We start from the raw sequence: 25,908 nt of genomic DNA on the forward strand, positions 1-25,908 counted from the left end.
CATTATCTATCAATTCGACTACAGTATTGATATTTGGATCATCTAAAATAGCATCAGGATCGTAACAGAAGTATTGCTCAGGTAATGATCTTTTCTTCTGGTTTTTGACGCATATTTTTGATATTTCCGAGTCGAAGGCTGGACTGGTCTTCAACACTTCGTATAATCCTTGTCCAACTACACCAAAGCCAAACAGACCGATGTTTAATTTTTGTTTCATGGTTAATTTTTTCGATTCATCATATACAATGAATCAGTTGGTTTTTGTTTTGCCTCGCAAAATTAAGGTAAATAACTGACCATCCAACACCTATTAGGTATTGGATGGTTTGAAATTTTAAAGTTTTGAAAATGCCGCACTTAAATCGGCCTTGATATCATCAATGTGTTCGATACCTACTGATAAGCGAAGTAATCCGGGTTCAACACCTGAAGCTTTTTGTTCTTCAATGCTCAGCTGTTCGTGCGTAGTTGAACTCGGGTGGATGATTAATGATTTTGCATCACCAATATTAGCCAGATGACTAATCAGAGATAAGCTATTAATAAATTTGTCACCCGCTTCAGCATCGCCTTTTATTTTAAAGCTTAAAACGCCTCCAAAACCTCTTTTAAGGTATTTCTTGGCTAACTGGTGATAAGGACTGGATTCAAGACCAGGATAATTAACATATTCAACCTGAGGATGATTTTCGAGCCACTTAGCTATTTCTAAAGCGTTACTTACATGGCGATCAACACGAAGAGACAGAGTTTCTATACCTTGTATTAACTGGAAAGCATTAAATGGACTTAAGGCCGATCCATAATCGCGCAAGCCTTCAACGCGGGAACGGATGATAAAGGCAATATTACCAAACTGACTTTCAGCACCAAATACATCCCAGTATTTTAATCCATGATAACCTTCTGATGGTTCAGTAAACGAAGGGAATTTACCATTACCCCAGTTAAAGTTTCCACCATCTACAATGACACCACCGATTGAAGTACCATGCCCTCCAATCCATTTTGTTGCTGATTCAACTACGATATTGGCACCATGTTCAAGTGGGCGAAACAGATAGCCTCCAGTTCCAAATGTGTTATCAACAACGAGCGGAATATCATGTTTTTGAGCAATGGTTGCTATGGCTTCAAAGTCAGGCACATTAAATTGTGGATTACCAATTGTCTCGATGTATATGGCTTTTGTATTGGCATCAATAGCTGCTTCAAAATCTGCCGGATTATCGCCTTCAACAAATTTAACGTTTATACCCAAACGTTTAAATTGGACCTTAAACTGGTTATAGGTTCCGCCATACAAGTATGATGTTGAAACAAAGTTGTCACCGGCTTCCAGAAAATTTGTAAGCGCAATAAATTGTGCCGCTTGTCCAGATGAAACTGCCAATGCTCCAACTCCACCTTCTAAAGCAGCAATGCGCTTTTCGAATACATCGGTTGTTGGATTCATGATGCGCGTGTAGATATTTCCAAACTCTTTCAGACCAAAAAGATTGGCAGCATGCTCTGAATCTTTAAAAAGATACGAACTGGTTTGGTAAATTGGTACAGCACGTGATAAGGTGGTTTCATCAACATCATGACCGGCATGTAACTGAAGTGTTTCAAATCGAAAATCAGACATAGTATTTAATTTTTATGGTTAATGTTCTTGTTTTAACCTCTACCTGTGCCTAACGCACCGGTCTGTACTATGTTTTGTTTGATTTTCAGATACGATGCGTTGTGACACTTAGCGTGTCATCATCATACACATCATCATATATGAGGACGTATTCAATGAGTGATTCTCATTGAAGCCAGTAGAAGTAATATGAATTAATTTCTTATTCATCCATTGCAAATAAAGAGAAATTACTCCTAAATTCAAATGTATTTGTAAGAGATTTTTTTTAATATTGCGCAATAAGTAGGAAATCAAACCGTTATAAAGTGAAAGTACTTTAGAATGAATAAAAATTAGAATGGTATGCAACCTTCAAAATTTTTTTTCGTCTAGTGTTATGAATCGGGAGTTGGAATAGTAGTTAATGGTCTAATTAATTGACATAAACCCAATAAGCTATGATGACTCGAAACTTAACAACGGTCAAAGAATGGTTTAAAAGTATTGATGTACCAATCAGGTTTTTGATTTTACAGGTTTTTATACTGTCAATTGTTACTTTATTTATCATTCTTTAAAATGGCTAAGTGAAACAGAATACAATTGACTGTTTCACTTAGCTATTTTTTTAGTTTAAATCTGAAGGAGGAAAAGACTCCTTATTAGTCCATAAATTCTTATTTGGTTTTGATGTCATATGATATTCCAAATGTCCACCATTTATAATTTCATTGTGATAAATATAAGAACGATTTAACGTCTGACCGTTTAATTTCACATGATCAATGTATAAGTTTTCGGGTGATGAATTAGAGCTCGTTATTTTAAAAACTTTATTCTCATCAAGCTTAATTATTGCTTCTTCCCATAATGGTGTTCCAATTACGTATACTCCCTCAGCTGCATTAACCGGATAAAAGCCTAAGGAGCTAAAAATATACCATGACGACATTTGTCCGCAATCTTCGTTACCGCAATGTCCATTAGGAACCGGAGCGTATTGAGTTTCCATTATTTCTCTGACTCTTTCTTGCGTTTTCCATGGTTTGCCAAGGTAATTATATAAATAGGCTACATGATGACTTGGTTCGTTACCGTGAGCATATTGTCCGATCATACCTGTACTGAAGATTGGAAGTTCATCATCATCCTTTGGATGATAAGTAAACATACTGTCCAGTTTTTCATCAAAGCGATTGGTTCCACCTGTAATATCAATCAACCCCTGAATGTTGTGTGGTACAAACCAGAAGTAATGCCAGGCATTACTTTCACAAAAATGATCGGTATAATCTTTTGCCACAAAGTCTTTTATAAATTCACCATTGGCTTGTTTTGGCCTTAAAAATGATGATTCTTCATCATAATGGTTTCGCCAATTATTGGCACGTTGCATAAAATACTGGTAATCTTCAGTTTTATTTAAATCTTTGGCAAGTTGAGCTATACACCAATCATCATAGGCATATTCTACGGTTTTTGATACCGACCAGTTTTCATGATCATATGAAACTGGGACATACCCTAATTCGCGATATTCCTTTATTCCATGGTCATTATCCATGGCGTTCGATTTACAGGCCTGATATAACAGCTCTGGATCAAAATTATTCAATAGACCTTTAAAGTACGCATCCACAATTACTGGAATGGCATGATATCCAATCATCATGTTCGTTTCATTTCCATGCATCGACCAAACAGGTGTTAATCCCGTTTGCTCATAATGACTTAACATACTGCTTACAAAATCCTTTACCTTGTCAGGGTGCATAATTGTATACAATGGGTGAGCTGCTCTAAATGTATCCCATAGTGAGAATGTATCGTATTTATCAAATCCTTCTGCCTTATGATACTGGTGATCTGCGCCTTTGTACATTCCGTCTGTATCGCTTAGTAAAGTAGGTGCCAGCATTGATTGATAAAGCGTTGTGTAGAAGGTTTGCTTCCATATTTTATTGTCGCTCTGAATCTTTATTTTAGATAGTTCGTTCTCCCATGTATCGGAAGCATCTTTTCTGTATTTCTCAAATACATTATGAGAAGCTTCTTTATTCAGACTTACCAATGATCCATTTAAACTAGCTGAAGAAAAGCCAAATTTCACTAATACTTGTTCCTGATCGTTGGTTGGAAAACGAACAATCACTTTGGTATTTTTAGCATTAACACTGTTTTCCTCTACTTTCTTTCCATTTTTATATAGTTGCGACGAAGTAAATGGCTTAGAAAATTTGGCTGTAAAAAAAATTCGCTGATCAGGAGCCCAACCTGTTGAAAAGCGATAACCTTCAATGGTTGTTTCATCAACTATTTTTAAATAGGTATCAGTTGGAGCATCCCAGTTTAAAGCATATCCTAAGTCAATTATAAAACCTGAATTATCATCTTTAGGAAAAGTGTATTGATGAATACCTGTTCTTTTTGTGGCGGTTAATTCGGCGTTTATACCATAGTCCTGTAGATATACTTGGTAATAACCCGGTTCGGCCTGTTCATTTTCATGTGAAAATGTACTATACGGACGATAACCATTTTCTTTTGTTGTTTTAGTTGCTTTGGAATTGATGGGACTCAGCAATATATCGTACAAATCACCAGCTCCGGTTCCGGTTAGGTGCATATGACTAAAACCTGTTATAATTGTATCCTGATAAAAATACCCGGCAATCCGATCCCAACCTGGTATACCATGATCAGGACTTAATTGAACCATACCAAATGGAACGGTAGCGCCCGGGTAAGTATTTCCTGGTCCATCAGTGCCCATAAAAGGATTAACGAAACTGGTTAATCTTTCAGTTTCTTTTTCTTTGATCTCATCACACCCCAGTGTTAGTAAACAAAGTAAGCTTGCAATAATAATCAGATTGTTATTCATATTAGTACTTTTTAAATCTTTTAAAGTGCTCGTTTACAAAGAAAGTGGAGATCTTCCTTATACTTGGTGTATGCTGGTTCAAATAGGTATAATTATCAACTTAAATAATTCAGCTATAGATGATATTTACCGTCTGTAAATTAGAAATATTCTAAAGAGACACTTACAGTGTTAAAAAATCATTATTACAAGGTTATGTAAGTGTTAAAACTTTGAAAAAAATTACATCTTTGGGCGTTCAAATTTGAGATACAGAATCTATATTTTTTATTGCAAAGGCATTAGCCTTTACATTATTACTAATTATGAGCTATTCACTTTTTGATTTTTTAACCCTCATTGGTTCATTAGGGTTATTTCTCTTCGGGATGAAGATGATGAGCGAAGCCTTGCAAAAGGTTGCCGGAGCAAAGATGCGTAAGATTTTATCAGCCATGACCTCCAATAGGTTTTTGGGTGTTCTTACTGGCTTTTTGGTAACAACAATTATTCAGTCATCTTCGGCAACTACTGTAATGGTGGTGAGTTTTGTTAATGCAGGTCTTATGTCCCTGATTGAATCCATTGGTGTTATAATGGGTGCAAATATTGGAACCACAGTAACCGGCTGGATGATTACTTTGTTAGGCTTTAAAGTAAAAATCAGTGCCTATGCCCTGCCAATGATAGGTTTAGGCTTACCACTGATTTTCTCAAAAAATTCATCGCGACGATCATGGGGTGAATTCATGGTTGGATTCGCATTACTGTTCCTTGGTTTAGAATACCTGAAGGGATCTGTGCCTAATATTAAAGAAAGTCCGGAAGTTCTTAGCTTTTTACAGCATTATACTAATCTTGGTTTTGGCTCAACACTAATATTCTTATTTATAGGGGCGATATTAACGGTTGTTATTCAATCATCAAGTGCAACAATGGCCCTTACCTTTGTGATGTGTAACCAGGGATGGATACCATTTCATTTAGCTGCTGCGATGGTAATGGGTGAAAATATTGGTACGACCATCACTGCTAATATTGCAGCTGCAGTCGGTAATGTTTCAGCCAAACGTGCTGCCAGGGTTCACTTGTTGTTCAACATGATGGGTGTTACCTGGATGCTTATTGTATTTCCATGGTTTGTTGATGCCATTGATCATTTTGTTTCGAAAAGTAATGGTGTTTCACCAAGTCAGTCTGTTGCGGCTATACCTACAGCTTTATCAATTTTCCACACATCTTTTAATGTACTCAACGTGCTGATATTTATCTGGTTTGTGCCATTATTTAAAAAGGTGGTTGTTAAAATGATCCCATCATCTGAGGTTGAAGAAGAAGAGTTCCGGTTAAAGTTCATTACAACTGGTATGTTATCAACTTCTGAGTTATCGATACTTCAGGCCAGAAAAGAGGTTCATTGGTTTGGTAAACATAGTCAGAAAATGTTTGGTTTTATTCGGAAGCTTATAAACCAGAACAAGGATAGTAAATTTAGCAAGCAATTTGCACGTATCGAAAAATACGAAGGTATTTGTGATAATGTTGAGGTAGAAATTGCCAATTACCTTTCTCAGGTTAATCAAGGAAAATTGAGTGATTTGGGGCGTAAACGTGTTCGTTCGATGCTCAAGCTGGTTGATGATTTGGAGAGTATTGGCGATTGTAATTACAACCTTGCCAAGACAATTAACCGGATGCGTAATGCAAAGGTTCAGTTCAGTGAAGAGATAATGAATAAGCTTGAGCTGATGTTTAACCTGGTAGATGCGTCGCTTGAAGTAATGTTGTCAAATCTTGATAATTCGAATGAAGATATTCATTTGACAAAGGCTAAACAGTTAGAAGATGAAATAAATAATTACCGCAATCAGCTAAAGATTGAGCACCTGGATAATCTTAAAAATGGTGTATATACTTACGAGGCAGGAATTATTTTCAACGACTTGTTCTCTGAGTGTGAGAAACTGGCGGATTATGTCATTAATGTAACTGAAGCTTTAGCTGAGGTAAACCCTCAATAATATCAACGTATAAAGCAAAAAAAGACCGAATTTTCGGTCTTTTTTTATGTCTTTATTTTACCTTACTTCCACCATTTATAATCCGGTGAAATAATAAGTGGGTCATTAAATGATTTAGAAACATCGGCCCAATCAATAAGCTTGAAGTTTTGCGGCCTTGGTTGGTTATTCTCTTCATTAAATCCATCCTGCACTACCAATAAACCATTGGGAAAATCTGGTCCCATATTAAGGTTACTAACAGCTAAACCATCTGTTTCTTCAGCACCATCTATCGAGTTGTTTGCTCGAATTATAAAATTGCCCAGATATTTGTTGTTGCCATGTTTTTCGAATACAGCATAGGAAAAATTCCCCTGAACAGACGCAATAAGATAGCCTTTCCCGTCACCTGCATAATAGATGTCCAGACCTTCCAGGTCGTAGGCAATATGCGTGTTTAAACTATCACTGTCGGCAAGTTTTGTCAGCTCATTTGATCCGTCTTCTTCTGCATCTGTTTTCCAAATGGCGTTGCCTTCTTCTGCAATATAAAGAATACCGGTTTCATCGTCAGCTACCATTCCTTCACTTTGCGAAGCAAGAGAAATTGTTCTGACTGCTTCTATGCTTATTTTACCAGCATCAGATTCTAATTTCCATTGTTGAATATTGCCATTTTTGCCGCCGATAAATGCATAAAAAGTGTCTTTTTTTCGACTGTAATACATGCAACATCCATAGGCATCGTCAATAATGAAACTATCCAATAAGGCTGGTTTGGTATGAACAATACTTAAGCTGTCAGCAGTCACAGAGAACAACATCAAAGCATTCAGGTTTCTTTCTGAAGCTGCTGCTATGGCAATTTTCTGATCGTTATGCGGAAAATTGTAGCGAAGATCAACGTTATTTACTCTACCGACTGATTGAAAGTCGACAAGCTCACCTTTAAGATTGTAAAGCGCTAAACCAGCTTGTTTATCTGTTCCTAACACTCTTGATTCTCCCGGGTTTTCAGCATTGTACCAGATGGCAGGATCGTCAGCAGCATCAATATCATGTTGTTGATCAACCGGTTGTGTTTGTGCTTTAGGATAGACAACTCTCTTAAATTGAGCTTGTAAACTTAATGCATTGGCTTTTTTGATCGAATCTTCAATTGCTTCGGTCTGTCCATCCATTTTAGCAATAACAACTTCCTTTTCAGTTTCTGCCGATGTGCTGGCCTTATGCCTGCAACTACCAGTCAGAAAAGTCAGAACAAATAGTATTATTAATGGTCTTTTCATTTAATGTCAATTAGAAGTTAAAGCGAATACCTCCTTGCATGCGAATTCCATAATATTCTTCCTGGAAAGTATATTTTGATTCACCCTGGTAGAAGCGTAGCGGCTGATCCAACAAGTTATTAACTTCGGCAAAGAATTTCAGGTTTTTAGTAATATCATATGATCCACTTACGTCAACATGTGTGGCTTTGTCGTAGTAAACATCTTCGAATGCTTCGCCTCCATATTCATAAATAAAGTCGCCTGCATAGTTTAATGAAGCACGAAGCGTTAACTTCTTACTTTCATAGAACAGAGAAACGTTTACTGTATTTTCAGGTGTACCTGCCAGCTTAATCTCATCATCTTCGCGATCTTCCAGTTTAATGTTACTTACTTTGTTGTAATTGTAACTGTAGTTGGCATAAAGTCCTAAGTTCTTAAGTATACCTGGAAGGAAATTGAACTGACGCTGAAAAGCTGCTTCAAATCCAAACAGATCAGCATCACCAACATTAATTGGTTGAATATACTTCCATTCATCCTCTCCTTCCATTACATAAGTTCTTTCGTCAGCAACGAAATCACTGATTCCTTTATAGTACAAACCTCCTGAAATTAATCCGATTGATTTGAAGTAGTGTTCAACCATTAAATCAAGGTTCATCGAACTGGTTGCATTTAAGTCAGGATTACCGAATTCTCTCTCGTTATCTTCACGGTTAACAATCATATATGGGATAAGGTCGAAGTAACGAGGACGAGCCATTGTATTTGACCAGGCAGCCTTTAACTTGGTATTTTCAGAAATGTCATATTTCAATAAGATACTTGGTAAAAAGTTGCTATAATCGCTGGATTGTTTTCCTGTAGGTTGAAACTGATCTTCTTCTTCCTCAGCATCAGGATCAAAAACAAAACCTGAGTACTCAACATTGGTCCTCTCATATCGAATACCCGCTACGGCTTTAAGGCGATTGCTGATGGACTGATCCCAACGAATAAAACCCGCAGTTATATTTTCCTTAGCATCAAAATTACCGGCAATTTCTTCAAAATTAGGTACCTTATCCAAGTCACTGCTGTTTAAATTAAGATCACCTACAAATTCTGGCTTTACAAAATTTCCGGCCATATAATCACCCGCCCGGAAATTGTCTTTTGTTTTATTAACCATATTGCCTGGACTGGTGGCATCTGCTATAAAGGCATCTTCAGCAGCATCGTTGTTAAATTCATACTCATGAAACTCATTGCCACGTTGCTTTTCCTTACCCTTGTATTTGAAACCAAATTTAAAAATTGAATTTGTGTTAATTGGTAAGTCAAAATTAGCACCGAAAGTCTTATCAATATCATCTGTATGCTGGAACTCTTCAGTTATTTCCTTAAGTCCCCAGTTGCCATTCAGGTCTCTGGCATCAGCATCGTTAATAATAATCTGAGGTTTTTCAGTATCTGACAGGTCAGGAGTAACGCTTACATCTTTATAGTGCATACTGACATAGCGTTCATTTGGACGCTCCTCTTTTGCCTTGGAATATGAAGCTTTCCAGTCAGCAGTTAATTTACCAAAGTGGTGTTCTCCGCCTAATGAGAAGTTCATTGTTGCCTGGTCTTCCAAACGTGCATATTTATTGTCTTTTGAACCAGCTTTCGTCTGACGACGAATTTCGGCAATCATATTTCCATTATCATCTTCTTCAATATCCTTATAACGCAGACGGTAACGGTTTTCCCAGTCCTTACGACGATTGTAAATACCTTTAAGGTCAAAAGTGTGATTTTCGTTTACTTTAAAATCAAATGAAGCTGAGTAACTTTGACGCTCCCGTTGTAATTCATAGGTACGTACCTGGAAATCTTTTATTGAACCATCGTCATCCCATTCTGCTTCGATATTGTCGGAACCCAGATGATGGTTGTAATAAGAACCAGAGATCACCATTCCAATTTTATCATTGAAAAAACGATCTGCATAAACCAAAGAACCAATAGTCATTGGCTTTTCGGCTAAAAAGTTATAACCACTTCCGATTGTACCTGATATACGGCGTCCTGTTGGTTTTGAGCGGGTAACAAGGTTAACCGAACCACCAATTGCGTCACCTTCCATATCGGCCGTAACCACTTTGTTAACTTCGATGGTTTGTACCATATCTGCCGGAATAAGGTCTAATTGGACTGAACGCGTCTCCGCTTCAGCAGATGGAATTCGTTCACCGTTAATGGTAACGGAGTTAAGATCTGGTGCTGTTCCGCGAATATTGCCAAAGCGTGCTTCACCCTGATCGTATTGTACATTAATACCAGGGATACGTTTTAGTGCATCACCAATGTTCGAGTCGGGAAAACGTTCTACCTGATCGGCAGCAATGATGTTGGTTACATTAATACTGTTTTTTTGCTGGTTCAATGCTTTTGTTTGTCCTTGCAGCTGACCGTTGATTTTGATCTCCTGCAATTCGATTCCTTCTTTAAGAACAAAATTAGCTTCTGCCCCTTTCTGTTGACTGATTTCAATTTCAATGTTTGCTTTTTCAAAACCAATGTAATTGACTTCAACGGTATAATTTCCATCATTTAGGTTTTTGAGACGATAAAAGCCATTTACATCTGTAATAGTACCTGTATTTATATTACCCTGAATAAATACTGCTGCACCAGGCAGAGGATAGTTTTTTGAATCTGTTACGCGTCCGTGAATAAAGCCGTTTTGGGCCAATGTTGTGAAGCTCACTATAAACAACGATAGTGTTAGCAACAACTTAGATGTTTTCATGATTTAATGAGGTTTTATTAAAAATGTCGCCTCAAAAGTAGGAGGGTAAAAGCCGTTGGGGTTTAAATCAAAATTAAGTTTGGATTATTATGAAATAACCTCAATGTTAAGATGTTAATTAAATGTGTTGCGAATGTCTAAAGAATGGGAGTACGTGAAAGTTGGAACAAGAGGAAGTACAGGTATATATACGCAAAAAGGTCCGGCGGAACCGAACCTTTTTTCATCTGGATTTTATCTGATTTAAGGGAAAGGGCTTAACTTTCACGGGCTAAATATATATAAAAAAGTTATTCGTGCATCCCGAACTTTATAAAAAAATAAGGTGTAATTAACTCATAGTTAATAAATTGATATTTTCTATTTCTGGTTTTTTGAATTTATACCCCTAAAATACTGGTGTGAAAAAATGTTAAAATGATTTTTAAGTTATTGACCCCTCTAAAATTTAAGAGTGATGAAAATAAAATGTGATTTATTTCATTTTTACCCCTTGTTTTTAAAAAGGTAAATTATCTGCTTAATAGAAACTATTTATAATGATTCAAAATAGGAATTACTCTGCGTAAGGAAATTTGATATCTTTCACCATTACCTGGAGTGTGGTAATACCATTATAGACATTTTCTTCCACCGAATAGCAAATATCAAAAGGATCATTTGATTTGATATCATTGATAACATGTCCCATTGAGAAAGCAATACCTTGCTTGATGGCAGCTGAATGCTCTTCGATTATTTCCAGTTTCAGGTGATCGCGCTCTTTACCAACGCATTTGCTGGTACCATAATCAAATACGCGCTCAGATGAAAAGGCAGGTTTCATATTTCCAGGACCAAAAGGTCTGAATTGCTTTAAAATTCTATAAAACTTTGGTGTAATATCTTTTAAGTGCAGTTTTGAATCGATCTCAATCTGAGGTATTAATTGTTCAGGTAAGATATTGTCTTCCACATACTGTTCAAATCGTTGCTTAAAGGCAGGGATATTCTCAATCTTTAGTGTTAATCCTGCCGCATACATGTGACCTCCAAAATTTTCAAGCAGATCACTGCAAGATTCAATAGCCTTGTACAGATCAAATCCTTCAACAGACCTGGCGCTTCCGGTAGCCAGTCCTTTGGATTCAGTTAAAATAACTGTTGGTCGGTAAAACGATTCAGTCAGGCGTGAGGCAACAATTCCAATTACTCCTTTGTGCCAGTCTTTATTATAGAGAACAGTGGATTTTTTATTAAGTAACTCCTGATTACCGGCTATTAAATCATGGGCTTCGATGGTAATGCTTCGATCCAGATCTTTACGGGTTTCGTTACACTCATCAATGTCTTTACTCATCAGGCCGGCATTGCCTGAGTCACGGCTTACCAATAGATCAACAGCATCACTTCCGGCGTCAATTCGTCCTGCTGCATTAATACGCGGGCCAATTTTAAAAACGATATCACTGATGGTGATTTCGCGGCCTTCCATACCAGCTATTTTGATAATGGAACTCAAACCGATACCAGGATTAGAATTCAATTTCTCCAGTCCATAGTAGGCTAAAATGCGGTTTTCACCTGTGATCGGTACAATATCAGAAGCTATACTAACTGCTACCAGATCAATTAGATCATACAATTGTGATTCTTTGTAATCTTTAAATCGACAAAAGGCCTGCATTAATTTAAAGCCTACACCACAACCTGACAGGTTTTTATCCGGATAATTACAATCAGGACGCTTAGGATCCAGGCAAGCAGCCGCATTGGGTAAAACATCACCTGGTGTATGGTGATCACATATAATGAAGTCGATACCTTTTTCACGGGCATAATCCATTTTTTCAACAGCCTTTATCCCACAATCAAGAGCAATAACCAGGGTGATACCGTTATCGGCAGCGTAATCTATCCCTTTATATGAAATACCATAACCTTCCTCATAGCGGTTGGGTATATAGTAATCAATATCACTATAATGCAGACTTAAAAAAGAATAGACCAATGCAACGCTGGTAGTACCATCTACATCGTAATCCCCGTAGATAAGAATCTTTTCATGGTTATCAAAGGCTTTAACGATACGGTGGACTGCTGCCTCCATATCTTTCATCAAAAAGGGGTTATGAAGATCGGTAAGTTTAGGTCGAAAAAACGACTTGGCCTCGTCATAATTGGTTACCCCTCTCTGAACAAGAAGGTTAGCCAATACGCGATTGATATTTAGTACCTCTGATAAGTGATCAATTATTTCATCATCACTTTCGGGTTTTATGCTCCACCGTTTTTCCATCTCCCTTTATTGCCCATTTAAGAGCATAAATTTTTCGAAAATTTATCTTAAAACAAAAGCGGAATGCGCAATTGTTAATAAAAATATACTACCAGAGGCATTAAAATAACGCTATATTATTTATGCTCACTTGTTTAATTCCAATTCGAAAATATCAGATAATTTTTGAACCAGTTTATCTTTTACTTCCTTTATCTCTAATTTACTGCCCAACTCTTTTTCCATAGATGTAACACCTTTATCAACAAATCCGCAAGGATTTATGTGATTAAAATAGTTTAAGTCGGTGTTAACATTTAAAGCAAAGCCATGCATAGAAACATAACGACTGGCTTTCACTCCTATTGCACAAATCTTGCGAGATTTTCCTGGAACGGTAGTATCGAGCCATACTCCTGTGGCACCATCAAGGCGTTCACTTTTAATTCCATAGTCGGCCAGTGTCTGGATGATGGCTTCTTCTAAATTGTGGATATAGCTTTTCACCTGCAGGTTTAAGGCTTCCAAGTCCAGAATGGGATAACCCACAATCTGACCAGGTCCATGATAAGTAATGTCACCACCTCTGTTGATCTTGTAAAAGGTTGCGTCAATCTGTTTTAGAAACTGATCGTTGATCAACAGGTTATTCTGTACGCCACTTTTACCTAATGTGTAGACATGTGGGTGCTCAACAAATAGCAAATGATTAGTGATGTCTTTCAGATTATTCGGATTATCGCGATTGTGGAGTTTTACATCAACGACTTCCGCGAAAAGCTTTTCCTGGTAATCCCAAACCTCCTTATAATCTTTAATGCCAAGATCTTCAAATACTGTATATGTGTTCATTATTGATTATTTAAAGCATTTATATGTTGCTCGGCATGGTAGGACGAACGAACCAGCGGACCGCTTTCAACATATTTAAAACCCTTTTCGAGACCAACTTGTTTATACTTGTCAAATTGTTCGGGTGTAACATACTCCGATACGGGTAGATGATTTTGGGTTGGCTGCAGGTATTGGCCAATGGTCATCACCGTTACACCAGCCTTGAGCAGATCATCCATGGTTTCAAAAACCTCTTCTTCTGTTTCGCCCAGTCCAAGCATAATACCCGATTTAGCTACCATGCCGCCATCAGCAATATACTTTAGCACTTTTAAACTTAAATCATATTTGGCTTTGGTGCGGATAACAGGTGTTAAACGGCGAACTGTTTCCAGGTTATGCGAAATTACCTCAGGTTTGGCATCCATCACTTGTTGGATCAGGTGATGCAAGCCATTAAAATCAGGTATCAACACTTCCATGCTGGTATTCGGATTCAGTTCTTTGGTCTTTCTGATGGTAGCTGCCCAAATCTCTGCTCCGCCATCCTCCAGATCATCACGATCAACCGAAGTAATAACTGCATGTTTTAGTTTCATGATTTGAATGGAACGGGCAATTCGCAATGGTTCTTTCAAATCGACCGGATCAGGCTTACCGGTTTTAACGTTACAAAATTTGCAGGCACGCGTGCAAATATCTCCTAATATCATAAAAGTAGCCGTTCCTGCTGCCCAGCATTCTGCAGCATTGGGGCATTTCCCACTGGTACAAATGGTATGTAGTTTATTATCACGAATGGTATTGTGCATCCATTTATAGTCAGTGGTATTGGGGAGTTGTATTTTAAGCCAATCAGGTTTTAATATCTTGCTTTTAATCTTCACCATGTTATTACTATAGTTTAAGCCTTAACAATGCGGCAATATTACTTAAAAATAATGGTCTAAAAAATGAGGAATATTCGCATTTAACTGTGCTGATTATCATTCTGAGAATCAACTTACCGTAGCAAAACACCCAATTATTGACATTGTTCAATGGTCCAAAATAAGTTGGAATGTGTTTTACGACATAAATAAAACTGTGTTTTATCATACAAAATGTAGTCGCCTTTTATCTATCTTGCAAATCTTTCGATGCACAACCTAATAGTCAATTATATAATTTTAAGACAGATGAGACAATTTCTATTGCTTTCGTTGGCAATGGTAATCGCCGTTTCGGCATGCCAGTCGCCTCAGAAAAAAGAAAACAGTGGGGAAAACCCTTTTTTTGGTAAGTATGATACACCTTACAATGTACCACCTTTTGAACAGATAAAACCTGAACATTATATGCCGGCTATTGATAAAGCTATGGCTGAGCATAAGGCAGAGGTTGAAGCTATTATCAATAATAAGGAAGCAGCCACATTTGAAAATACCATTGTTGCGCTTGATGATGCAGGTAAAATGTTATCAGAAGTTATGTCGGTATACTACAGTTTGAAATCGGCTCATGGTACCGAAGGTATTATGAACATTGCTTCAGAAGTTGGTAAGAAAATGAGTGCTCACAGTGATGATATCAACTTAAATCCTGCCTTGTTTGCCAAAGTAAAAGCCGTATTTGACCAAAAAGATGCTTTAAATCTTAATGGTGAGCAAATGATGTTGCTTGAAGATACTTACAAAGGTTTTGTTCGCAGTGGTGTTAGTTTAGCTGATGATAAAAAAGCAGAATTGCGAAAAATTAACTCTCGTCTTTCAGAGTTATTCAATACTTATTCAACTAATGTATTGAAAGAAACTAACAAGTTTAAGTTAGTGATTGATAATAAAGAAGATTTGGCTGGTTTGCCAGAGTCAGCGGTGATTGGTGCTGCCGAAACAGCTAAGGAAATGGATATGGAAGGCAAATGGGTGTTTACCACTCAAAAGCCGAGTATGCTGCCTTTCTTATCTTATGCTGATAAGCGCGAGTTACGTGAGAAGCTTTACAAAGGTTATTTCATGCGTGGTAATAACAACGATGATTTAGATAATAAGAAAATCATTGAAGAGATTGTTAACCTGCGTGTCAAAAAAGCTAATTTGCTGGGTTACGAAACTTATGCCGATTATGTGTTGGAAGAGCGCATGGCTAAAACCTCTGATAAAGTTTACGGATTATTAGAGCAGCTTTGGGACAGGGCTTTACCTGTTGCCAAGAAAGAGCGTGAAGCTATGCAAGCAATTATCGATCGCGAAAAAGGAGGATTTAAATTAGCTTCATGGGACTGGTGGTATTATGCTGAGAAAGTGCGCCAGGAAAAATACAATTTAGATGAAAATGAAGTACGTCCATACTTTGAACTAAATAATGTACGTGATGGAGCTTTTGCAGTAGCTACCAAGTTATTTGGTCTTCAATTTGAGGAGATTACCGAAGACTTCCCAAAACCTCATGCTGATGCACAGGTATTTAAAGTACTGGAAGCTGATGGTTCGCACAAAGGTATTTTGTATATGGACTGGCATCCGCGTGCTACTAAAAAGCAAGGTGCCTGGTGTGGTACTTTCCGCAAACAGAGCCGACGCGGTGGTGAAGATATTCCACCAGTTGTAACCATCGTATGTAATTTCTCTAAGCCGGTTGGCGATAAGCCGGCATTATTGAGCTTTGATGAAACCACTACTTTATTCCACGAATTTGGTCATGGTTTGCATCAGTTATTAAGTGATTGTACTTATAATGGTCTATCAGGAACCTCTGTACCGCGCGACTTTGTTGAGCTTCCTTCTCAGGTTATGGAGAATTGGGCTAGTGATCCTGAAGTGATGAAAGAATATGCACGTCATTATAAAACTGGTGAAGTAATTCCTGATGAGTTGGTTGAGAAATTGAAGAACAGTGGACACTTTAACCAGGGTTTTGCAACAACTGAGTACCTGGCTGCTGCTTTACTGGATATGAACTACCATACCCAGAAAGAAGAAAAGGTCATTGATGTGAATCAGTTCGAGGAAGATTACCTTAAGAGTATTGGTCTGATTCCTGAGATTATCTCGCGTTACAAGTCAACGTATTTTATGCACATTTTTGCCAGTAGTGGTTACACTGCCGGCTATTACAGTTATATCTGGTCTGGTGTTTTAGATGCTGATGCTTTTGAAGCTTTTAAAGAAACAAGCTTATACGACCAATCTACAGCGCAATCATTCCGTTCAAATATTCTGGAAAGAGGCGGAACTGTAGATGCTATGGAAATGTACAAGAACTTCCGTGGACGCGAGCCAAAGATTGAAGCTTTACTTCGTCAACGTGGCTTAGAATAAGACCCTTATATCCAATCAACAATAACAACAACGCGGCTACTCTATTTTAGGGTAGCCGCTTTTATTTGTAACAGATCTTCTTCTCTTTCTTCATTTTCAGCGATATCTGTCTCAATATAACAGACTAATCGGAACATCATTCGTGTAAAATTTACAACAATAATCTTCTTGATTTGAGATTAATTTATACTTTTGCCCTTATTAGAAACAATGTTTCAAATAAGAAACTTCAATTCATGAAAAAAATAAGCTTTACTTTTTTACTTGTTATCTTATCGATAATTAATGTCCATGCACAAAAAACTCAATCGTTTTATGCTGATTTAACTTTTGCCACTCATTCCATCTGGCATGGTTGGGATATCAATAGTAACAAACCTGTGCTTCATCCATATCTGGAGTATTCGATTGGTAAAACCGGACTGTCAATTGCTGCTTGGGCATCATTACCTGTTGACAGAGGTTTAAAGGACAATGATGATATTGAATTCCTACTTAAATACAAGAAATCGCTTTTTAATGAAAAGCGTTATAAGGTAGCATTGAACAGTTTTATTGATTATATAGTTTGTCCAAATGCTTACTTACCAAAAGCGAATGGAGAAGATCATACAAAAATGTTATGGAAATACAACCTGGGTTTTTCTTTACCGTCGTTGATTAAAGTTGGTGAGCAGGCCATTGTACCTGGATATAACCTTTATTACATATTTCCCTTTGGTGATATAGATTTTAAAGATGGATCGGTTCATGAATTTTCCGGATATTATACAATACCGGTATTGTCAAAGATTAAGATTGGTGGAGCAGTCAACTATCATACCGGTGTGTTTGGAGCGGGTTCAGGTTGGACGCATGCTACTTCAAGTATTTCTACTTCGGTAAAAGTTGGAGCTTTTAATATTCACGGAGCCATTAATAAACAGTGGAGCTTTGATAAGCGTCCTGATATTGAAGATGAATTTTGGGCTACCATTGGCATTAATACTAAATTTTAAACCCATCAAAAAATGAAGCTATTTACAATTTTAGGCATTCTTTGTATCGTCATCAATATTCAGGGACAAGAAATAAAACATCGGTTTATAGCCTCTGGTAGTGGCATGAAAGAAATCGTTATTGTAGACAAAGAGGGCAATGTTGAATGGGCTTACCCATCAGGTAAAGAATGTAACGATGTCAGCATGTTATCTGACAGCACCATATTATTCAGTTGTCAGACCGGAGCTAAATTGGTCAACCTTGATAAAGAAATTCTTTGGGAATACAAAGGGGAGCCTAAAACAGAAGTGCAATCGGCCTCCATGCTTAAAAATGGCAATGTATTAATCATTCAGAACGGAACTCCGGCAAAGCTAATGGAGATCAGCCTCAAGGGGAAAATCAAAAAGGAATTGATCATTCCAACAACCAAAAAACATCCACACGCACAATTCAGAAATATCAGAAAAACAAATGAGGGAACGTATCTTATTGGTTACTTTAGCGAAAACAAAGTGTGTGAGTTTGATAAAAAAGGTAATATTATAAGAACCATTCCCATGAAAGGCAATGCTTTCTCTTCAGTTCGTCTGGAAAATGGGAATACGCTTATAGCCTGTGGCGATGGCCATCGCTTAATAGAAGTAGACAAGAACAACAAAGAAATATGGACACTTGAGGAAAATGAATTACCAGGTTATCCACTTCGGTTTGTAGCCAATGTGCAACGATTACCAAACGGAAATACCATTGTTTGTAATTGGGGAGGCCATGGTCATCGGAATAATCAAGCCCAGGTATTTGAAGTTACAAGAGATAAGCAGGTTGTTTGGGAAGTAAGTGATTGGAGTAAGTTTAGTACAATTTCTACCTTGCAGATTCTTGAGGGAGAAGGAAGAATGGAGCGAGGTGAACTTTACAGATAATAAGAATGGAAAAGCAATTAAGCACAGTTCCGAATATTGAAAGAGCAATAACCATTATAGAGTTATTGTCATCCACCCAGGATGGATTTTCTCTGCAGGAGTTAATTGATAAGACCGGTTTAGCCAAAACAACCGTATTTCGTATTCTTAATACCTTTGTAAAGCACGGTTATTTATTTAAGGAATCAGATAACAGTTTTGTACTGACCAAAAAGTTTCTAAAGCTTGGTTTATCAAGTATGGGTGATGAAAGCCTGATTGAGAAATCGCTGGGTGTTATGCGCCAATTAAAAGATGAGCTCAATGAAACAGTGCTGATCGGAACCATGGTTGACGAAAAAATAATCATGCTTGATCAGGTGATTGGAAATCATCCGTTTACATTTTTCCTTAAACCAGGTAAGAAAGTTGATATGCATGTTTCAGCACCAGGTAAAGCTTATCTGGCATTTTGCGACCCTAACGAGCGGGACTCTTTAATCGCAGATATGGAGTTAACACGTTATAACGAAAATACTATAACAGATAAAAAAGCGTTTAAAAAACATCTGGATGACATTCGCAAACTTGGCTATGCCATTGATTGTGCTGAAGAGTTAGAAGGAGTGCATTGCATTGGCGCTCCTGTGTATTCTTCGAATGGTCAACCCGTTGCATTGTTATGGGTAACCGGACCGTCATCGCGCCTTCCCGAAAAGGACTTCGCCAAAAATGGTGAAATCATCAGAGAGTATGCATTGAAAATATCAAAACGTTTAGGCTATATTAAAAAGTAAGGATATGAGTCAGGGAAAGAACAAATTCAAACTGGTTTTAATGGTATGCTTAGGCCTGCTATTACATATTAATAGTTGGGGAATTAATCCCAAAATTGATAAAAAAGATAAACTTGACTCCTTGATCCAGGTGGCACTAAAGCAACTGGAACAGCCGGATTATCTGGCTAAGAAAGCTGATATTATTAAGGATAAGAGTGAAAAGAAACAACTGCTGTCGTCAATTCACGAAGTTACACAACTGCAAAAGCGTATCAATCGCATTTCATTTGCGGGTACCCGAATGAGTTTGGAGAATATTGCAGCCAAACAACAATATGTGAGCAACGATACAAAATCATTTCTTAAACAATTAGATAAGTATGAAGAGCGTATTAATAGCTTAAAACCGGAAATCTACAAGCTTAATAGCAAAGCAACCAAGGAGATTGTTAAGTTTCTGGAAAAGCACCGGTCGGTGATGCTTGATAATCCTTTACTCAACGAAAAAGAGTTATTGGTTCTTAGATATAAAGTGAATAATGCTCGCCATGCAACATCCCGCGAAATAGGTCGAAATAAAAATAATTGGACCACTTCATCGGAGATTAATAGAAAAGGATGGCAAAATGATATTTGTGTATTAACACAGTTAAATAAGGATGTTCAGGTCAATTCACTGTTAAAAAATTCCAATGGTGCACCCATTAAAGATATTGACTTGCATTGGGATGGAGACAGACTGCTCTACTCAACTGTAGGTGAGAACAAGATGTGGGAGATATGTGAATACAACATTAACGATAAAACCAGTACAACCATAACTCCAACCAACTTTTGTGATATTGATTATTTTGATCCTTGTTATCTGCCTAGCGGTAAAATAATAACTGCTACAACAGCTTCATATGCTGCAGTACCCTGTGTTAGTGGAGGAAGTAAAGTTGGAAGCCTTTACCTTCTAGAACCTGAAACAAAAGACCTTCGTCAGTTAAATTTTGGTCAGGAAAGCGAATGGAATCCGGTGGTTCTTAATAATGGAAAAGTATCTTACCTCCGATGGGAATATACCGATAACTCGCACTATTTTACGCGCATATTAATGAGTATGAATCCTGACGGAACAACGAAGAAAGAACATTACGGCAGCGGTTCTTATTTTCCTAATTCGTTGTTCGATGTTCAACCAATTCCTGACCATCCCTCTCAATTTGTTGGGATCGTATCAGGTCATCACGGCGTTGCCCGTGCAGGAAGGTTATTGATTTTTGATCCGACACTGGGAAGAAAAGAAGCAGATGGTGTTATTCAGGAAATTCCAGGCTATGGTAAAAAAGTTGAACCTATAGTCAAAGATCGGTTGGTAGATGGTGTGTGGCCGCAGTTTTTAACACCACATCCACTTAGCGAAGATTATTTCCTGGTTTCCGCTAAGATGAGCCCGGATGATCTTTGGGGAATCTATTTGGTGGATCGATTCGATAATATGACTCGGGTTTACGATGAAGAAGGATACGCTTTTATTGAACCTATGGTATTGGAAAAGCGCCCGACACCTCCTGTTATTCCTGAAAAAGTGAGGCTTGAAGATACCACTGCAACGGTATATATTATGGATATTTATCAGGGTAAAGGCTTAAAAGAAGTACCAAGGGGTACAGTTAAAAGTTTAAGACTTTTCACCTATGAATATAGCTATAATCATAAAGGTAGCCACGATCTTATTGGTTTGGAAAGTAGTTGGGATGTAAAGCGGATTCTGGGCACTGTGCCGGTTGAAGAGGATGGCTCAGCCACCTTTAAAATTCCGGCCAATACACCAATTTCGATGCAACCACTTGATGCTAATGGGAATGCCCTACAATTAATGCGTAGCTGGATGACGGCCATGCCTGGTGAAGTGGTAAGTTGTGTTGGTTGTCATGAAGATCAGAACTCGATGCCGGAATCGAAGTTTACAATGGCTGCACGAAAAAAACCTGAAATAATTCAACCCTGGTATGGCGATGCACGTCCATTCAGTTACAATAATGAGGTAAAACCAATAATTGAAAAGCGTTGTGTAGCCTGCCATAATGGAAACGATCAAAGCCTTCCGGATTTCTCAAGTGATGAGCAAGCAGGGTATCGTGACTTCTCAAAGTCTTATATGGCATTACACCCTTATGTAAGACGTCCAGGGTGTGAATCTGATTTCTATACCCTGGAGCCGATGGATCATTATGTCAATACAAGTGACTTGATCCAGATGCTAAGTAAAGGCCATCATGGTGTTGAACTCGACAAGAAAGAGTGGGATCGCTTGTATACCTGGATCGATTTAAATGTGCCCTATAAAGGGGATTTCGATGAACCTGAATACAAAGGGTTTGATCAATATGAACGAAGAAAGGAATTGGCGAAATTATTTGCTAATGTTGATATTACAAACCGCGAAGAATATAAAAAAGCAAGCGAAGAAAGAAAGAAACTTGGTGATATTACACCAATAATGCCTGATTACACACCGGTTCCATACAGGCCTTTGGAAGTTGAAGGATGGCCGTTGGATAAGCATTCTGCCGATGAGCTGCAAAACGCAGCCGCTGTTGATAACTCAATTACCAGGAAAGTAGATATTGGTGGTGGTGTTATTTTGGAGTTTGTCAGGATTCCGGCAGGAAAGTACATAATGGGTGATTACAATGGACAACCCGATCAACTTGAAAAAGTGGCTGAAATAGAGCAGCCATTCTGGATGATGAAGACGGAGGTAACCAATAAAGTATTCCGAACCATTTTTAAAGATCACGACAGCAGGGTGATAGACCAACAGTGGAAAGATCATATATTCCCAGGTTATCCGGCTGACGAAGATCAAATGCCGGTTATCAGAGTATCGTGGGACCAGGCAACAGAGTTTGCTAAAATCCTTAGTGACAAAACAGGTCTGAAGATAAATCTGCCGACAGAAGAACAATGGGAGTGGGCTGCACGGGCAGGAAGTAATACCAGCATGTATTTTGGTGGGATTGATGATGATTTCTCAGAATATGAGAACCTGGCTGATATTTCATTGAAAGACCTGGCGGTTGTTGGAGTTGATCCGAAGCCTATGAAAGCTGATGACAAGCGACGTAAGTACTATGACTTTGTACCCCGCAATAATACTTACAACGATGGCATTCTCGTACCGCAGGGAACCGGACAATACAAATCCAACCCATGGGGTCTGTACGATATGCTGGGCAATGTGGCAGAATGGACACGTTCGGATTACGATTTCCCGATTCAGGGGCAAAAAGAAAATAACGGCCAGCTAAAAACGGCTAAAGGTGGCTCATGGAGAGATCGACCCAAAAACGCCACCTCGGCAACAAAAGATGGTTATTTAAGCTTCCAGAAGGTGTTTAATGTTGGCTTTAGATTAATAATTGAGGAGTAAGGCTAATCCTGAGAATCATGAAGAGATTAAATCTTATCTTATTAAGTGCTTTTGTGTTGTTGACAGCTGGTGTTGCTCAAACATCCGAGCTTAATCAGCCTTTTTCGCCTACAGCAATGGCGGTTGATCAACATAAGAAGATGGTTGCTATTGCCGGCAAAACAGCTAATACCATAGCTATTATGCGCCTGAAGGATGGCAAAATCATTAAGCAGTTTAAAACAGAACTACCGCCAACAGGATTGATATTCAAGGATAAATCACTTTGGGTGACAACGACCTATTCTAAAGGTTATCTGCTAAAATTTGATCTGAAAAATGGTGTAGAACAACAAATCAGGGTTGGTCATGGTGCGTGCGCTCCGGTTGCACATCCTGAAAAACATTTGATTTATGTGGCCAATCAATATACCGACGACGTTTCGGTTGTAGATGTTAATCAAGGTAAAGAGATTGACAGGATTGAAGTACTAAGGCAGCCCATGACAGAGGCAATATCCAATGACGGACGCTTTCTGTTTGTTGCCAATCTGCTACCTGAAACACGGGCCGATATTGATACCGTAGCAGCCGCAGTTTCTATCATTGATACCGAAAAGGGGATAAAGGTTAAGGATATACGATTGGCCAATGGCAGCAATGCACTAAGAGATATTACTATATCACCGGATGGAAAATATGTTTTTGTTAGCCACAACCTGGGACGCTTTCAGGTTCCAACTACTCAACTTGTCCAAGGTTGGATGAATACCTCTGCTATTTCTGTTATCGATGCTAAAAAGCTGTCGTATGTTGCTACAGTTATTCTGGATCAATCCGAAAGAGGAGCTGCTGGCACGTGGGGTATAAGTATCAATGATGAGGAAATAATTGTGGCTCATTCTGGTACTCACGACTATAGTCGAATCCAATATCAGCCTTTTATTGATCAATTGGAGAAATACAAGAACAAAGAAAACCTTTCGTACGACTTACAATTCATTCAACCGCTCAGGCAACGTTTTGCCATTGAAGGAAACGGGCCTCGTGTAATCAAGGTTGTTGATCAAAAACTACTCGTAGCCAACTATTTTTCAGACGATATAGAAATAGTTGATCTGACTCAGTCAAAACCAACAAAAACAATTCAGCTTAATGAGGACTACCAACCAGATGACATTCGTTTAGGTGAAATGATTTTTAATGATGCCTCACATTGTTTTCAGGGTTGGCAATCTTGTAATGGATGCCATCCCAATGATGCACGTGTTGATGGTTTAAACTGGGATTTACTTAATGATGGCATTGGTAATCCTAAAAACTGTAAAAGTCTGCTTTTAAGCCATGAAACACCTCCTGCCATGATTACCGGTATACGACCTACGGCTGAAATTGCCGTACGAGCAGGTTTCCGGCATATTCAGTTTGCGCAGGTGAAAGAGGAAGATGCCAAAAAAGTGGATGCATACCTGAAAAGACTGAAACCAGTTCCAAGTCCTTATTTAAAGGATGACGGACAACTATCTGACAAAGCGGAAAAGGGCAAAGCAATCTATGAAAGAGTTGGTTGTAGTTACTGTCATCATGGTAAATACTTTACTGACATGAAGAAACATACCATGGGTAAAATGAGTCCATACGATCAACAAAATACCTGGGATACACCAAGCCTGGTGGAAATATGGCGTACCGGTCCGTATTTGCACGATGGCAGGTGTGCAACCCTGGAAGAGGTATTTACAAATGAAAAGCATGGCTTGAGGGATCAGGAGCTGGGCAAAGAAGAAGTGGAACAATTAGTAGAATATCTTAAATCCTTGTAATGCTGAATTTTAATACCATTTGTAGTAATAAGCCAAACCTAAACGATGCTGCAATTGATATTTTTAAACAATTATCAAAGATTGACAAGCTTGTAAAGATAACTGTGTTTGTTGCCGGCAACACAGACAAGGAACTGCACAGCTGTAAACAAATCATTGATACCATTTGGCAACAAGTTGGTTCTCAAAGAAAAATCAGAATCAATTTGGTAGCACAAAAGCCTTTAAACTGTAGCCTTTCTGCCGAATATGTTTCTTACGAAGGCAATGGTATTCTTCATTATAAACAGGAAGAAGGTGTTGACGTGGTTGAGATAGATGAAGCGGGTAACAGGGTGATTTTGCTGAACGGAATCAACGATAAAAATGCTGAGACACTTGAAGAACAAGCTGAAACGATCTTCCAGAAAAGCAGTGAGATCCTGAAACAAAATAACTTCTCGTACAAGCATATTGTCCGTCAGTGGAATTATATTCCTTCAATATTGGCTGCCTCTGATGAGAAACAGAATTACCAGGTGTTTAATGACATCAGAAGTAATACTTACAATTTGGTTAATTGGACATCGGGCTATCCGGCTGCCACAGGAATTGGGGTAGCAGGAACTCGTCTTTCCATTGATCTGATTGCTGTCGACGGATTCGGGTTGAGAACCATTACAAATCCTGATCAGATCGATGCCCATATATACTCCAATAAGGTGCTTGAAAATGGTTGCCTGTCAACCCGGACTACACCCAAATTTGAACGGGCGAAGTTGTTGGAGACAGCAACAGAATCCCTTCTTTTTGTATCAGGAACTGCTGCTATCGAAGGTGAAGATAGCCATGAAGCTGAGGTGTCCAGACAAACAGAGCTTACCCTGCAACATATTCATTCGCTCTGCCAATTGGCAGTACCAGAAGGAGAAAAAGAATTAAAAACATCTGATGTCCGGCTGTTACGTGCATATATAAAGCACACTGATGATTATGAAAGAGTAGAAAGAATATGCCGGGATAAATACCCAGAAGCACCTATTATTTGTGTAAAAGCTGATGTTTGCCGCGACGAACTACTTGTTGAGATTGAAGCATTTGTAAAAACCCATTAATACAT

15 protein-coding genes and 1 pseudogene are annotated in these 25,908 nt (G+C 38.2%); 8 read left to right on the forward strand and 8 right to left on the reverse strand.

All coding sequences use genetic code 11. From position 1 onward, the window contains the following. The 3 genes and pseudogenes from AC4MRQ_RS04925 to AC4MRQ_RS04935 all read right to left on the reverse strand — a co-directional run. A pseudogene (locus AC4MRQ_RS04925) lies at positions 1-220 on the reverse strand (homoserine dehydrogenase); the annotation flags it as partial. Positions 221-337: 117 nt separating this feature from the next. Next, positions 338-1,633 carry an O-acetylhomoserine aminocarboxypropyltransferase/cysteine synthase family protein gene (locus AC4MRQ_RS04930; RefSeq protein WP_491196540.1) on the reverse strand — a complete coding sequence of 432 codons (1,296 nt, stop codon included), beginning with the start codon at positions 1,631-1,633 and terminating at the stop codon, positions 338-340. 610 nt (positions 1,634-2,243) lie between these two features. Next, positions 2,244-4,499, reverse strand: coding sequence for a GH92 family glycosyl hydrolase (locus AC4MRQ_RS04935; protein ID WP_491196541.1), 2,256 nt, complete (start codon positions 4,497-4,499; stop codon positions 2,244-2,246). A gap of 305 nt (positions 4,500-4,804) precedes the next feature. Here AC4MRQ_RS04935 and AC4MRQ_RS04940 point away from each other — a divergent pair, with 305 nt between their 5' ends. Next, positions 4,805-6,499, forward strand: coding sequence for a Na/Pi cotransporter family protein (locus AC4MRQ_RS04940; protein WP_491196542.1), 1,695 nt, complete (start codon positions 4,805-4,807; stop codon positions 6,497-6,499). A gap of 62 nt (positions 6,500-6,561) precedes the next feature. Here the strand turns inward: AC4MRQ_RS04940 and AC4MRQ_RS04945 are convergent, their stop codons facing one another. The 5 genes from AC4MRQ_RS04945 to lipA form a co-directional block, all read right to left on the reverse strand. Next, positions 6,562-7,770: a phytase gene (locus tag AC4MRQ_RS04945; protein WP_491196543.1), complete on the reverse strand. Its 1,209-nt coding sequence runs from the start codon at positions 7,768-7,770 to the stop codon at positions 6,562-6,564. A 10-nt stretch (positions 7,771-7,780) separates the two neighbouring features. Continuing rightward, positions 7,781-10,531, reverse strand: a complete 2,751-nt coding sequence (locus AC4MRQ_RS04950; protein WP_491196544.1) for a TonB-dependent receptor — start codon at positions 10,529-10,531, stop codon at positions 7,781-7,783. A 556-nt stretch (positions 10,532-11,087) separates the two neighbouring features. After that, positions 11,088-12,809, reverse strand: a complete 1,722-nt coding sequence (gene recJ / locus AC4MRQ_RS04955; protein WP_491196545.1) for a single-stranded-DNA-specific exonuclease RecJ — start codon at positions 12,807-12,809, stop codon at positions 11,088-11,090. Between the two features lie 126 nt (positions 12,810-12,935). Continuing rightward, the gene (lipB, locus tag AC4MRQ_RS04960; protein ID WP_491196546.1) at positions 12,936-13,640 is read right to left on the reverse strand and encodes a lipoyl(octanoyl) transferase LipB; all 705 of its coding nucleotides are present in this window, start codon (positions 13,638-13,640) and stop codon (positions 12,936-12,938) included. After that, complete coding sequence (gene lipA, locus AC4MRQ_RS04965) at positions 13,640-14,512, reverse strand: lipoyl synthase (protein ID WP_491196547.1); 873 nt, start codon at positions 14,510-14,512, stop codon at positions 13,640-13,642. Before lipA ends, lipB begins: the two co-directional genes overlap by 1 nt. A gap of 288 nt (positions 14,513-14,800) precedes the next feature. On the opposite strand from lipA, the gene AC4MRQ_RS04970 reads away from it, so the two are divergent. From AC4MRQ_RS04970 to AC4MRQ_RS05000, 7 genes are all read left to right on the forward strand, one after another. Continuing rightward, positions 14,801-16,921, forward strand: coding sequence for a M3 family metallopeptidase (locus AC4MRQ_RS04970; RefSeq protein ID WP_491196548.1), 2,121 nt, complete (start codon positions 14,801-14,803; stop codon positions 16,919-16,921). A gap of 236 nt (positions 16,922-17,157) precedes the next feature. Beyond that, positions 17,158-17,919, forward strand: coding sequence for a hypothetical protein (locus AC4MRQ_RS04975; protein ID WP_491196549.1), 762 nt, complete (start codon positions 17,158-17,160; stop codon positions 17,917-17,919). A 12-nt stretch (positions 17,920-17,931) separates the two neighbouring features. After that, positions 17,932-18,828 (forward strand): beta-propeller domain-containing protein, encoded by an 897-nt coding sequence (locus AC4MRQ_RS04980; protein ID WP_491196550.1) that lies wholly within the window; start codon positions 17,932-17,934, stop codon positions 18,826-18,828. Between the two features lie 5 nt (positions 18,829-18,833). Next, complete coding sequence (locus AC4MRQ_RS04985) at positions 18,834-19,604, forward strand: IclR family transcriptional regulator (protein WP_491196551.1); 771 nt, start codon at positions 18,834-18,836, stop codon at positions 19,602-19,604. Between the two features lie 4 nt (positions 19,605-19,608). After that, entirely contained in the window at positions 19,609-23,007 is a 3,399-nt protein-coding gene (locus AC4MRQ_RS04990) for an SUMF1/EgtB/PvdO family nonheme iron enzyme (RefSeq protein ID WP_491196552.1), read from the forward strand. A 17-nt stretch (positions 23,008-23,024) separates the two neighbouring features. Beyond that, complete coding sequence (locus AC4MRQ_RS04995; protein WP_491196553.1) at positions 23,025-24,809, forward strand: hypothetical protein; 1,785 nt, start codon at positions 23,025-23,027, stop codon at positions 24,807-24,809. Continuing rightward, complete coding sequence (locus AC4MRQ_RS05000) at positions 24,809-25,903, forward strand: RidA family protein (protein WP_491196554.1); 1,095 nt, start codon at positions 24,809-24,811, stop codon at positions 25,901-25,903. The genes AC4MRQ_RS04995 and AC4MRQ_RS05000 overlap by 1 nt, the downstream gene beginning before the upstream one ends. The last annotated feature ends 5 nt before the right edge of the window (positions 25,904-25,908 follow it).

The organism is Carboxylicivirga sp. (assembly GCF_982718395.1).